At 74.6% G+C, this 11,811-nt stretch carries 11 protein-coding genes and 1 pseudogene; 5 read left to right on the top strand and 7 right to left on the bottom strand.

The window, feature by feature from the left end:
- Both AB0F10_RS23720 and AB0F10_RS23715 read right to left on the bottom strand, forming a co-directional pair.
- Positions 1 to 186 (bottom strand): annotated as a pseudogene (locus tag AB0F10_RS23720) (trypsin); the annotation flags it as partial.
- 26 nt (positions 187 to 212) lie between these two features.
- Complete coding sequence (locus tag AB0F10_RS23715) at positions 213 to 914, bottom strand: MBL fold metallo-hydrolase (RefSeq protein ID WP_360628852.1); 702 nt, start codon at positions 912 to 914, stop codon at positions 213 to 215.
- Positions 915 to 1,065: 151 nt separating this feature from the next.
- On the opposite strand from AB0F10_RS23715, the gene AB0F10_RS23710 reads away from it, so the two are divergent.
- On the top strand, positions 1,066 to 1,572 hold the full coding sequence (locus tag AB0F10_RS23710) for a DUF732 domain-containing protein (RefSeq protein WP_360628849.1): 507 nt from the start codon (positions 1,066 to 1,068) through the stop codon (positions 1,570 to 1,572).
- Between the two features lie 103 nt (positions 1,573 to 1,675).
- On the top strand, positions 1,676 to 2,689 hold the full coding sequence (locus AB0F10_RS23705) for a LacI family DNA-binding transcriptional regulator (RefSeq protein WP_360628847.1): 1,014 nt from the start codon (positions 1,676 to 1,678) through the stop codon (positions 2,687 to 2,689).
- Here AB0F10_RS23705 and AB0F10_RS23700 read toward each other — a convergent pair whose 3' ends face one another.
- Together AB0F10_RS23700 and AB0F10_RS23695 are read right to left on the bottom strand one after the other, a co-directional pair.
- On the bottom strand, positions 2,690 to 4,552 hold the full coding sequence (locus tag AB0F10_RS23700; RefSeq protein ID WP_360628844.1) for a hypothetical protein: 1,863 nt from the start codon (positions 4,550 to 4,552) through the stop codon (positions 2,690 to 2,692).
- Complete coding sequence (locus AB0F10_RS23695) at positions 4,549 to 5,157, bottom strand: hypothetical protein (protein WP_360628840.1); 609 nt, start codon at positions 5,155 to 5,157, stop codon at positions 4,549 to 4,551. The genes AB0F10_RS23700 and AB0F10_RS23695 overlap by 4 nt, the downstream gene beginning before the upstream one ends.
- Before the next feature lie 90 nt (positions 5,158 to 5,247).
- On the opposite strand from AB0F10_RS23695, the gene AB0F10_RS23690 reads away from it, so the two are divergent.
- Entirely contained in the window at positions 5,248 to 7,974 is a 2,727-nt protein-coding gene (locus AB0F10_RS23690; RefSeq protein WP_360628837.1) for an AAA family ATPase, read from the top strand.
- Positions 7,975 to 8,024: 50 nt separating this feature from the next.
- Here the strand turns inward: AB0F10_RS23690 and AB0F10_RS23685 are convergent, their stop codons facing one another.
- The 3 genes from AB0F10_RS23685 to AB0F10_RS23675 form a co-directional block, all read right to left on the bottom strand.
- Positions 8,025 to 8,603: a sigma-70 family RNA polymerase sigma factor gene (locus AB0F10_RS23685; RefSeq protein ID WP_360628834.1), complete on the bottom strand. Its 579-nt coding sequence runs from the start codon at positions 8,601 to 8,603 to the stop codon at positions 8,025 to 8,027.
- Positions 8,604 to 8,735: 132 nt separating this feature from the next.
- A complete protein-coding gene (locus AB0F10_RS23680) occupies positions 8,736 to 9,404 on the bottom strand; it encodes a response regulator transcription factor (protein ID WP_360628831.1) in 669 nt (222 codons plus the stop codon).
- A complete protein-coding gene (locus AB0F10_RS23675) occupies positions 9,401 to 10,255 on the bottom strand; it encodes a histidine kinase (protein ID WP_360628828.1) in 855 nt (284 codons plus the stop codon). Before AB0F10_RS23675 ends, AB0F10_RS23680 begins: the two co-directional genes overlap by 4 nt.
- A gap of 99 nt (positions 10,256 to 10,354) precedes the next feature.
- Here AB0F10_RS23675 and AB0F10_RS23670 point away from each other — a divergent pair, with 99 nt between their 5' ends.
- Both AB0F10_RS23670 and AB0F10_RS23665 read left to right on the top strand, forming a co-directional pair.
- The gene (locus AB0F10_RS23670) at positions 10,355 to 11,056 is read left to right on the top strand and encodes an ATP-binding cassette domain-containing protein (protein ID WP_360628825.1); all 702 of its coding nucleotides are present in this window, start codon (positions 10,355 to 10,357) and stop codon (positions 11,054 to 11,056) included.
- On the top strand, positions 11,053 to 11,811 hold the full coding sequence (locus tag AB0F10_RS23665; RefSeq protein ID WP_360628822.1) for an ABC transporter permease: 759 nt from the start codon (positions 11,053 to 11,055) through the stop codon (positions 11,809 to 11,811). Before AB0F10_RS23670 ends, AB0F10_RS23665 begins: the two co-directional genes overlap by 4 nt.

Here is an 11,811-nt window from a genome sequence, read left to right as displayed (position 1 = left end):
CAGGCCGCCCGCCGTGCCGCCGCCGGCGATCAGGGCGAGCACGGCCGCACCGCCGGCCACCCGCCGCGGCCAGCGTCGCCGGCCGTCGCCCCGGTGACTGACGACATGGGGAGGCAGTGGGGGCAACGGCGGCGCGGCGGCGGCGTGGTCCCGGGTGTACGTGGGCCTTGTCAGCAGATCGGTCATGACACCAACTGTTGCCCGCCGGATTGTCAGCTACCCGAGAGCCCTCTGTGAGTTCGCTGTGCGACGTACTCGCGGAAGCGGTCCACGGCCCGCCCGGAGACGGCCCCGCCGTGGCCGAAGACGGCGTGCTCGAACTCGAGGCCGGCGAGGCGGGCGACGCTCCTCGCCTCGAGCTCGGGATCGACCGAGACCATCCGTGGCGAGCTGCCGATCCGGCCGCCCCGCCTGCCGCCGGCGGCGTCACCGGCGAAGAGCACGCCGCCGGCCCGGTCCAGCAGGAACGACAGGTGCCCGGCGGTGTGGCCGGGGGTGTGCAGGGCGGTGAAGCCGGGCAGCGGCGACGAGCCGTCGGCGGTGACGACGTCGTCGACCGGCGCCGGCTCGGGGCTGCCCATGAAGCGCGAGACGATCTTGACGATCGGGTGCCGGGCGGCGGCCTTGGCGTCCCCGGTGACGTAGGGGGCGTCGGCGGCGTGCGCGACCACCCGGGCCCCGGAGCGGCGGCGCAGGTCGGCGACGTTGCCGGTGTGGTCGGCGTGATGATGGGTGAGCAGCACGGTACGCACGTCGCCGATCTTGCGCCGGATCTCGTGCAGCGCCTGATCCACCTTGGCGGACCTGCCGGGCAGCCCGGTGTCGACCAGCACCACCCCGTCGTCGGTGACCACGAGGTGCATGTGCACGTACCCGAGGGCAAGCTCGAAAACCCCGTCGACCACTTCACGCATCGGGTGATCCTCGCATCCCCGGGCGACGGATCGCGGGGGCGTCCACCTTCACCCGCCCGGGGGTCCCCGCCCGCCGTCCGTGGGCGAGCCGCCTCGATACCCACCCGCCACGGCTAGGGTCTGCCCGGCACGAATCGGACGAGCGGGGTGGATGATGGCGCACAGATGGCTGGTCGCGACGGTTCTGCTGGTCGCGCTGAGCGGATGCGGCGACGACGCCGGCACCGGGCCGGCGACCGTGCCCGCGCCGGCGACCAGCAGCGACGCGCCCACCCCCGCGGCCCCGGTGGTCGCCGCCGGCCGGCACACCGCGCCGGCCGCGACCGGCACCCCGCGGACGGAACCGCCGGCCGAGCCGCGCTCCGAGCCGCGCTCCGGGCGCCGGGCCGGCAGCCCGCGGGTCGTCGCGCTGGGCCCCTCGGGGTTCGTCGCCGCGGTGCAGGACCGGCTGCCAGACCTGGCGGTCGATCACCGGGACGACGAGATCGCCGAGATCGCCGGAGAGGCGTGCACGTCGCTCGCGGCCGGCGAGGGCGCCCGCACCGTCGTGGCCGGCACCGAGCGGTTCGGCACCGACGAGGCCACCGCGCACAAGTTGATCAAGCTGGCGATCGACAACGTCTGCCCCGATCAGGACCGTCGCATCGCGGAGTTCTGAGCCCCGCGGTCCGAAATATCTCCGGACAACTTTCGAAACTTCTTGGAAACCCCGGGGTAGGTGATCAGACTGTGGCTTCCGGACAGCCGAGGAGGTGGCCGCGGTGCCACGCTGCACCCTGGCGACGATCGCCCGCGAGGCGAACGTCTCCGTGCCGACGGTCTCCAAGGTCCTCAACGGACACAGCGACGTCGCCGCGCACACCCGCGCCATCATCGAGCGGCTGCTCACCGAGCACGGCTATCAGCGGCCGCGCTCGCCGCGGCGCAGCAACCGCCGCGGCGAGTTCATCGACCTGGTGATCAATGACCTGGACAGCCACTGGGGCCTGGCGATCCTGACCGGCGTCGAGCAGGTGGCCGAGGAGGCCGGGCTCACCCTCGCGGTGTCGGCGGTGCACAACCGGGCCAGCCTGACGCGGCGCTGGCTGCAGTCGCTGCTGTCCCGGGCCTCGCAGGGCGCCATCCTGGTCCTCTCCGATCTGGACGAGGACCAGCGCGCCGAGCTGGCCCGGCGCACGCTGCCGTTCGTGCTTGTCGACGGGGTGTCCGCGCCGCCGCCCGACGTGCCGTCGGTCGGCACGACCAACTTCGCCGGCGGGTTCGCGGCGACCGAGCACCTGATCTCGCTCGGGCACACCCGGATCGCGGCGATCGGCGGCCCGGAGTCGCTGCTCTGCACCCGGGCCCGGGTGGCCGGCTACCGGTCCGCGCTCGAGGCCGCCGGCCTGAGCGCCCAGCGCGACCTGGTCCGCTACGCCGCCTTCCACCACGACGGCGGCCTGGAGGCGGCCCGGCGGCTGTTCGCGCTGGCCGAGCCGCCGACGGCGATCTTCGCGGGCAGCGACCAGCAGGCCACCGGGGTCTACTCCGCCGCCCGGGTGCGCGGACTGCGGATACCCGAGCAGTGCAGCGTGGTCGGCTTCGACGACCTGAACTTCACCCCGTGGATGGCGCCGGCGCTGACCACCGTGCACCAGCCGCTGCGCGAGATGGGCGTCGCGGCCGCCCGCATGCTGCTACGGGTGATCAACGGCGAGCGGCTGGACAGCCACCGGATCGAGCTGGCGACCACGCTGGTGATCAGGGAGAGCAGCGGGCCCCGGCAGCCCAGCTGATCAAATCTGATCGCACAGTGCGCGCAGCGCCTCGAGGCCGGGCAGCAGGAAGTACTCGCCGCCGCGGCACGTCACCACCGGCCCGGGCACGCTCACGTACGCGGGCGGCGACCCCGCCAGCAGGATCCGGGCCCCGGTGCCGCCGGCCGTGGTGAAGGCGTCCTGCTCCTCGCCGCGGCCGAAGACGTTGCCGTCCGAGAGCCACTCGGTCTGCACGAACTCGAACTGCCGGGCGAGGTCGCCGACGACGGCGAGGAAGAGCAGCCCGCGCTCGGCGCCGTCGTCGTCCGCGCCCTGCGGCAGGTAGGGCCCGTACGGGATGCCGCGGCGCATCATCAGGTGCCGGCGGGTGAGCTCGCGCCCGCCCGGCAGCGAGTCGCGCGGGTTGGCCCGCCGCACGTGCGAACCGGCGGGGCACGGGCTGAGCAACGCGCCGTCCCGGCGGCGGCCGACCAGCCCGGCGGCGACCCCGTCCGCGCCGTCGGCGAACGGCCCGGCCGCGGCCTCGGTCATCGCCCGGAACGCGGGCACGTCCTGCTCGAGCTTTCGATACACCAGGAAGCTGCCGTTGCGGGTGAGCACGGCCGGCAGGTCGCGGCCCGCGATGTCACCGTCCACGTCGGGCCGCCCGAGCACGAACTCCCCGGCCGGCAGCACCTCGCCGGGGCCGCACCGGCCGTAGCCCGCGACCCGCGGCTGAGACAGCCCGTCGGCGAAGCCGAAGTGCTCGACGAAGGTCCGGCCGTCGCCGTCCGGGCCCGGCAGCCGCCGGCCCCGCTGCTCGCCGACGACGCGCACGCCGCCGCCGTGCCCGGCGTTGCGTCGCAGCCGTTCGAGCCACGGGCCGAGCTCGGCGTCACCGGTGGCGGAGAGCAGCAGGACCACGTCGACGGCGCCGGGGCCCGCGAACGGCCCCCGCCACGGCTCGGTGCCACGGCCCGGCGACAGCCGGTCCTCGCGGGCGTACATGCCCTCGCGGAACGGCTCCGGGAGGGCGGCAAGGTCCGCCTCGGGCACGCCGAGCCGGGCCAGCCCGGTGTGGCTGACGCCCACGTGCAGGGCCCGGCCCGGCGACTCCGCGGCCGAGGTCACCTCGGTCGCCACCGCACCCAGCCAGCGCCGCGCCCGCGGCCCGGACGTGATCCGCAGATAGAGGTGCGCCGCGACGCCGTGATCGCCGTAGCCGCGCAGCACCAGCCCCTGAATGTCGGCCGGATCCAGCCCGGCGCCGGACCCGGCCGCCGCCGTCACGGCCGCCGCCGTCACGGGCGCCGCCGTCACGGGCGCCGTCCGGAAGCGGCGCAGCAGGGCGTCGTCGGAGACGTCGCAGGCCGTGGCGGCGAAGGCGGCGAGCTGGCGGCGGAGCAGGACCGCGTCCCTGATCTCCGTCACGGTCCCGTCGGGCGCGCCGGCGAAGGTGTAGTCGGCCCGCAGGCTGCGCTCGGCGAAGAAGTCGAGAAACGGCCCCTCCTCGTAGTGCCGGGGATAGCCGGTGCAGTCACCCCAGACGGCGTCGGCGTCCGGGCCGAGGTGGCGCAGCCGCCGGAAGAAGTCCGCCGGCTCGCCGTCGACCGTCGCGGTCATCATCAGGTACGGATGCGGCAGGTCGTCCGGGCGCGGGCCCCGCCCGAAGTGCGCGAGCAGGTCGAGCAGCCGGGCATTCCGGCGCCAGACGCTCGGCCGTTCCTGCCGCACCGCGTGCTCGATCACGACGAGCCGGGCGAAGTGGACACCCGGCACCCGCGCAAAGGGACTGTCCTTCTCGTACGCCCGCAGCCGCGCGCGCACCACCTCCGCGCGCCCGTCCTCGATGCGGGCGAAGACGGTGACGGACCGCGTACCGGTTCGGTAGCCGATGCTCATGATCCGGACTCCCAGCTGTACAGGTCTTCCTGCACCTCGTCGAGGAACCGGCGCCACGCCTCCGGAAAGGCCTCCGGTGCGGTGTCGCCGATGTGGCGCTCGAACGCGTCGCGCACCCGCAGCGCCGCGGCGATCTCGGTGACCCCGGACTCCGGGTACGCCGAGTAGTAGTGGGCGACCGGCAGGTCGTTGGCGGCGATGTAGCGGCGGAACGGCCCCGGCGGCAGCGCACCCGGGAAGCCGAACGACCAGCCCCAGATCAGCGCCATCCGCAACGGGATCCTGATCGAGAACGCGTCGATGTACTTGCTCCAGGCGCCGTTGAAGTCGCTGCGGAACAGCAGGTACGCGTACCGGGAGCGGCGCTGCTGGCCCGGGAAGCGGGAGATGACCGACCAGTGCGCGAAGTGGATGAACGACATCTGCCGCAGGTCGGCCGGCGCGCCCATCAGGTGGCGCAGGAAGAGCAGGCCGCGCAGCAGCGGGGTCCACCGGCGCGGCATCGGGGTGAGCACGGTCAGCGGCGTGCCGCGGCCGCCCACCGGGGACAGATAGGAGCCGTCCCGCGGTTCGCCGACCGGCGGGGTACTGGTTGTCTCTATCATGATGATGATCCTTCAGGAAAGATCAGCCGAACGGCTGCGCCGATTCGGTGCGATAGCCTCGCGCCCCGAGCACGGGAATACACTCGGCCGATGATGCTCGGACGGACCGCCGAACGTGCATTGATCGACGCTCTTCTGACAGGTGCGCGGGCCGGTCGCAGCGACGCGCTGGTGATCACCGGCGAGCCCGGCATCGGCAAGACCACCCTGATCGGCTACGCCACGGAGAACGCGACAGGCATGCGGGTCCTCACCGCCCGCGGCTACGAGGACGAGTCGGAGATCCCCTTCGCCGGCCTGGCCGACCTGCTGCGCCCGGTGCTCGAGGTCCTGCCCGGACTGCCGGCGCCGCAGGCCGCCGCGCTGCGCAGCGCGCTGGCCCTCGGGCCGCCCGTGGCCGGCGACCGGTTCACGGTGTGCGCCGCCACCGTCGGCATCCTCGCGGCCGCCGCCGAGGCCTCCCCCCTGCTGATCGTCGTGGACGATCTGCAGTGGCTGGACGCCTCCTCCCGCGAGGCGGTGCTCTTCGCCGGGCGCCGCCTGCACGCCGACGGCATCGCGCTGCTGATCGCGACGCGCAACCCGGACGACGCCGCCGACCTGCGCGCGTCGCATGTGGCGCTGGCCGGCCTCTCGATCGACGACGTGGACGAGCTGTGCCGGGCCACCCTGCCCGCCGCCCCGCCCGGCGCGGCCGCCCGGCTGCACGCCGCGACCGCCGGCAACCCGCTCGGCGTCATCGAGCTCGGCCGCGAGCAGCCCGACCCGGCGGGCGTCGGCGTCGCCGCGCCGCAGGTGCCGCCCGGCTCGCGGATCGAGCGGGCGTTGCAGGCCCGCCTCGCCGAGCTGCCCGGCAACACCCGAAAGGCGCTGGTGCTGGCCGCGGCCGCGGTCGGCGGCGACACCGGCGTCCTGCTGCTCGCCGCCGAGGCGACCGGGCTGCACCTGCGCGACTTCGCGCCCGCCGAGACCCAGGACCTGATCACCATCGACGACCGCCGCACCGAGTTCCGGCACCCGCTGCTGCGCTCGGTGGTCTACCACGCCGCCACGATGGACGACCGCTGCGCCGCACACGACGCGCTGGCGGCCGTGCTCGCCGACGTACCCGGCGACGCGGCTGCCGACGCTCGCGCCTGGCACCTCGCCGCGGCAACGCTCTCCCCCGATGAAGACGTGGCAACGTTGCTGCAGCAGGCGGCGCTGCGGGCCAGCAGCCGCGCCGGGTATGTGTCGGCCGCCTGCGCGTTCGGGCAGGCCGCCCGTCTCAGCCGCGGCCCGGACCGGGCCCGGCGGCTGCTGCGCGCGGCCCGCTGCTGGCAGCTCGCCGGGCGCAACGATCAGGTTCTGGTGCTGCTCGACGAGGCGCTGCCGCTGACCACCGAGCCGAGCCGGCGCGCCCTGATCCAGCACATGAGCGCCTACGTGCGGATGTGGCGCGAGCGCCCCGACGGCGTGCTGGAGTTCCTGGTCGCGAGCGCCGCGGCGGTGGAGGAGTTCGACCCCGGCCGGGCCGCGCTGATGTATTCCGACGCCTGCATCCCGTACTTCATGGTCGGCGACATCGAGCGGCTGCAGGCCGTCGTCCGCCGCGGCCACGAGCTGGCCGCCCGGGCCGGCGGGCCGCCCCAGCTTGTCGCGGCGGTCGCGCTGGCCGGCGGCCTCGCCCTGGCGGGCGAGCGCCGCGCCGCGGAGGAGCTGCTGCGGCGCTGTCACCCCGACCTCATGCGGGCCGATCCCCTGGTACGCGCGCAGGACCTCTGCCACGCGGCGCTGACCTGGATCTGGCTGGAGGGTTTCGATCGGGCCGGCGAGCTGCTCGACCGGGTCGTCGCCGCCGCACGCTCCGCCGGCGCCCTCGGCGTGCTGCCGCAGGCCCTCGGCATCTCCTCCGAGTTGCACTTCCGGATCGGCCGCTGGCACGACGCCAGGGCCAGCGCCGCGGAGAGCCTGCGGCTGGCGAGCGAGACCCGCCAGGCGGACCTCTACGGGCTGTTCTTCACCGGCCGCCTCGACGCGGTGCAGGGCCGCGCCGACGACTGCCGCCGCCGGGTCGCCCGGACCGTGGAGGTGGCCGACCGCCTCGGCGTCGACTGCATGGCGCTCTACACCGGTCACGAGCTGGGCCTGCTGGCGCTGGGCCAGGGCGAGGCGGGCGAGGCGATCACCCACCTCGAGGCCGTGCGCGCCCTGCCGGTGGCCACACACATCCAGGACCCCGCCGTGGTGCCGTGGGTGTTCGACCTCGTCGAGGCCTACATCCGCGACGGCCGCCCGGACGCCGCCCGGGAACTGCTCGACGCCCAGCAGGACCGCCCCGGCGGCATGTGGGCCGACGCGGCCGCGGCCCGGTGCCGGGCGCTGCTGGCCGCCCCCGAGGACATGGCCGAGGCTTTCAAGATCGCACTGGAGTCGCTGGGCTGCGCCCTGATGCCGTTCGAGCGGGCCCGCACCGAGCTCTCCTACGGCGAGCGGCTGCGCCGGCAGCGGCAGCGGGCCCAGGCCCGCAAGCACCTGCACGACGCCCTGGAGACCTTCACCCGCCTCGGCGCGCAGCCCTGGGCCGAGCGGGCCCGCACCGAGCTGCGCGCCACCGGCACCACCGTCAGCCGGTCCGCCGACGCGCTGCCCCAGCTCACCCCGCAGGAGTTGCAGGTGGCGCTCGTGGTGGCCCGGGGCGCCACCAACCACGAGGCGGCGACCACCCTGTTCCTCAGCCAGAAGACCATCGAGTACCACCTGAGCAACATCTACCGCAAGACGAACATCCGGTCCCGCACCGACCTGGCCGGCATCGCGGGCGCCGTCAAGGCCTGAGCGGGCGGTCCGCGGATCCCGGCCCCCCACCGGGACCCACGGACCGGTCTCTAGTGCCACGCGTGCGCCCCGAGGCCGTTGCCCTCGAGCTTGACCCGCAGCTTGCGCAGCGAACGCATCCGGGTCGGCCCGATGCTCCCGATCGGGATGCCCTTGCGGCGGGCGAAATCGGCGTACGCGGGCGCGTCGTTGCCGCTCAGCGTCACCACCAGGTCGCGGGCCGGGCCCGGCAGCGAATTCACGTGCTGCCAGAGCAGGTCGTTCATCCGCGCGTCGACGGCGACGTGCTCCGGGTGCGGCGCGCGGTCGTCGCGCTGCTCGGCCCGCAACTCCAGCCCGGGCACCTCCCGCCGCACCGAGCGCATCAGCTTGAGACACTCCCGGCGGGCGATGGTGGCCACCCAGGAGCCGACCCGGTCCGGATCCCGCACCTCGTCCAGGTGCTCGAACACCCGCAGCCAGGTGTTCTGCACGACGTCCTCGGCGTCGGCATCCGGCAGCCGGAACGACCGCACGGTCCACCAGACCAGCCTCTCGAACTGCCGCACGAATGTGTCAGCGGCACGAAGGTCCCCCGACTGCGCGTCGCGGACGGTCTCCCGGGTGCCGTCGTACTGGTCGATCGTCATGATCACACCTCCCCTGCGGTCCTGGCCCCGCTCGCCCGGTGAGGGGGCCGATGGGACGCGAATGACGTTAGGGATCTGCGGACCCCCTGAGATCCGGGCCGCACCCTGGGGTTGGCGGGAGACACCCTGGGGTCAGTGGCGGCGGGGACCGACGAGGCCGCTCTCGTAGGCGGCTATGACGAGCTGGGCGCGGTCCCGGGCGTGGAGCTTCGCCAGCAGGCTGCCCACGTGGGTCTTCACGGTCTTGATGGAGATGGCGAGGGTGGCGGCGATCTCCTGGTTGGCGAGGCCCCGGGCGATCAGCAGGAGCAGCTCCGTCTCGCGGTCGGTGAGCACCCGCAGGTCGGCGGCGGGCACGGCGGCCGGGCGGCTGACGTAGTGGTCGACCAGGCGGGTCAGGATGGCGGGCGCGAACAAGGACTCGCCGGCATGGGTGCGCCGCACGGCGTCGAGCAGCTCGCTCGGGTGGGCGTCCTTCAGCAGGAAGCCGCTGGCGCCGGCCCGCAGCGCGCCGAAAACGTACTCGTCGAGCTCGTACATGCTCAGCACCAGGACGCGGCTGGCGGCCAGCCCGGGGTCGGCGGTGATCTCGCGGGTGGCCTCGATGCCGTCGCCGCCCGGCATCCGGATGTCCATGAGGATCACGTCCGGGCGCAACTGCCGGGTCAGGCATACGGCCTCGGTGCCGGTGGCGGCCTGCGCCACGGTGCTGAGCGCCGGGTCGCCGTCCACCAGAATGGCCAGGCTGTGGCGCAGCAGCGGCTGGTCGTCGGCGATCAGAACGCGGATCCCGGCGGTCACGCGTCCTCCCGGTCGGGGATGCGGGCGGTCACGCCGAAGCGGCCCCGCTCCGGGCCCGCGTGCAGCGTCCCGCCCAGCGCGGACACGCGTTCGCGCAGGCCGTCGAGCCCGTGACCCGCGCCCGGTTGCGGGCGCCAGCCGTCGGCCGGCCCGGAGTCCTCGACGTCCACGACGATCGATCCGGCCTCCCGGCGCACGCTGATCCGCGAGCGGACCGGACCGGCGTGCCGGAGGGTGTTGCTCAGGGCCTCGCGGACCACGGCACAGACGGTGAGTTGCGTGCCGGGCGACACCTCGCCCACCTCGCGCAGGCGCAGGGACGCGGTCAGGCCGGCGGCGTTCGCCTCGCCGACGATCGCGGGAAGGTCCGCCAGGGTCTCGGCCGGGCGCAACGGCGCCGCGCCCGGAGCCCGCAGCACCCCGAGCATCCGGCGCAGCTCGGTGGTGGTCTCGCGGCCGGCGCGCTCGATGTCGGCCAGCGCGCTCGCGCGCTCGGCGTCGCCGCCCGGGCCGCGCACGCTGCGGGCGGCGGCCGCCCGCACGGTGATCAGCCCGAGCCCGTGCGAGACCAGGTCGTGCAGGTCGGCGGCGATCCGCAGCCGCTCACCCTGTGCCGCCCGCTCCGCCGCCCAGGCCGCGAGCTCCTCCTCGTAGCGCCGGCGTTGTGCCCGCGTACGCGTGAAGGCCCAGCCCAGCACCGAGACGGTGAGCGCGACGGCCACCGCGGGGACCGCCCGGCGCGCGCCCGGCGACTCGAACCCGGTCGTGGCCAGGAACAGCGCGAACACGCCCAGCACCGTGAGGGCGGCGGCCCACGCGCGCGAGCGCCACGACGGCCGGCCCGGATCCATCGTCGGATTCTAGGTCGGGCCACCACCCGGGGCATCGGACCACGGTCTGAGGGACCTGGGCCCGATGTCCGGCGGGGAGTTCCCGATTGGAATGGCGGCATGCTCTCGATCAACGGACTCACCAAGAGGCACGGCGGACGCACCGTGCTCGCCGACGTCACCTTCCGCGCCGAGCCGGGACGGGTGACCGGCTTCCTCGGCCCGAACGCGGCGGGCAAATCCTCCACCCTGCGCATCCTGCTCGGCCTGGACCGGCCCACCTCCGGCACCGCGCTGGTCGGCGGGCGCCCGTACCGGAGCCTGCGCGAACCGCTGCGCACGGTCGGCTCGATGCTGGGCGGCTCCGGCGCGCACCGGATGCACACCGCCCGCGGTCACCTGCGCTGGGTGGCCCGGTCCAACGGCATCCCCGGCGCCCGGGTGACCGAGGTACTCGAGCGGGTCGGGCTCGCCGACACCGGGCGTACCCGGGTCGGCCGATTCTCCCTGGGCATGCGGCAACGCCTCGGCCTGGCCACGGCGCTGCTCGGCGAACCGGCCGCCCTGGTGCTCGACGAGCCCGCGAACGGCCTGGACCCGGAGGGCATCCGCTGGATGCGGGGCCTGCTGCGCGACCACGCCGCCGCCGGCGGCACGGTCCTGCTCTCCAGCCACCTGATGAGCGAGGTCGCCGAGGTGGCCGACGACCTGGTCGTCATCGCCGCGGGCCGGATCATGGCCGGCGGCCCGCTCTCCCGGATCACCGCCGGGTACGCGACGCTCGAGGACGCCTTCTTCGCCCTGATCGGAGCCGGACGATGAACCCGACACGCGTCCTCTCCGCGTCACGAGCCGCCTCCGCCGAGTGGCGCAAGATCCGGACCCTGCCGGCATCGTGGGCCGGCGCCGCCGTCGCCCTGCTCGGCTCGCTGCTCATCACCGTCCTCAATGCGTACGCGGTGCACGCCGACCCGGGCGCCGCTGCCTTCACCGCGCCGCTCGAGGTCGCGTTCGCCGCGATGCCGCTGGGCACGGTCGGCGCCACCGTCATCGGGGTGACCGTCTTCAGCAGCGAGTACGCCGGCGAGCGGCAGATCACCACCAGCCTCGCCGCGGTGCCGGACCGCGTGCTGACCCTGGCCGCGAAGGCGATCGTCGTCGCCCTGTCCATCGCCGCGATCGCCGCGGTCACGATGCCCCTCACGATCGGCACCGCCCGCCTGATGATCGGCGAGACCGTCAACGTCCGCGAGGCGATAACACGCTGTCTCGGTGCCGCCCTCTACTGGATCCTCAGCGGCCTCATCGGACTCGCGATCACGGTCTTCACCCGCAGCGGCGTCGTTCCGCTGGTGGTGCTGGTCGTGAACAGTTCCGTGGTGTCGTTCTCCCTGCTGCTCAGCAAGATCAGTCCGCTCGGGTTCTGGATGCCCGACATGGCCGGGCGCCGGCTGTTCGGCGGGGTCCCGGCCACCGAGGGTGGCCTCGGCACGGTACCGGGGGCCCTGGTCATGGCCGGGTGGACCGTGCTCCTGCTGGCCGCCGCCACCGCCGCCTTCCACCGCCGCGACGCCTAG

The organism is Actinoplanes sp. NPDC026623, assembly GCF_040638275.1.
Classification (GTDB): domain Bacteria; phylum Actinomycetota; class Actinomycetes; order Mycobacteriales; family Micromonosporaceae; genus Actinoplanes.
The sequence above is the reverse complement of the archived record's forward strand: the minus strand, read 5'-3'. Positions and strand labels throughout refer to the sequence as shown.

Bases quoted from the DNA above. Each gene is read 5' to 3' on its own strand.
- AB0F10_RS23715 (WP_360628852.1), bottom strand. From the start codon at position 914: ATGCGTGAAGTGGTCGACGGGGTTTTCGAGCTTGCCCTCGGGTACGTG.
- AB0F10_RS23710 (WP_360628849.1), top strand. From the start codon at position 1,066: ATGATGGCGCACAGATGGCTGGTCGCGACGGTTCTGCTGGTCGCGCTG.
- AB0F10_RS23700 (WP_360628844.1), bottom strand. From the start codon at position 4,552: ATGAGCATCGGCTACCGAACCGGTACGCGGTCCGTCACCGTCTTCGCC.
- AB0F10_RS23695 (WP_360628840.1), bottom strand. From the start codon at position 5,157: ATGATAGAGACAACCAGTACCCCGCCGGTCGGCGAACCGCGGGACGGC.
- AB0F10_RS23690 (WP_360628837.1), top strand. From the start codon at position 5,248: ATGATGCTCGGACGGACCGCCGAACGTGCATTGATCGACGCTCTTCTG.
- AB0F10_RS23685 (WP_360628834.1), bottom strand. From the start codon at position 8,603: ATGACGATCGACCAGTACGACGGCACCCGGGAGACCGTCCGCGACGCG.
- AB0F10_RS23675 (WP_360628828.1), bottom strand. From the start codon at position 10,255: ATGGATCCGGGCCGGCCGTCGTGGCGCTCGCGCGCGTGGGCCGCCGCC.
- AB0F10_RS23670 (WP_360628825.1), top strand. From the start codon at position 10,355: ATGCTCTCGATCAACGGACTCACCAAGAGGCACGGCGGACGCACCGTG.
- AB0F10_RS23665 (WP_360628822.1), top strand. From the start codon at position 11,053: ATGAACCCGACACGCGTCCTCTCCGCGTCACGAGCCGCCTCCGCCGAG.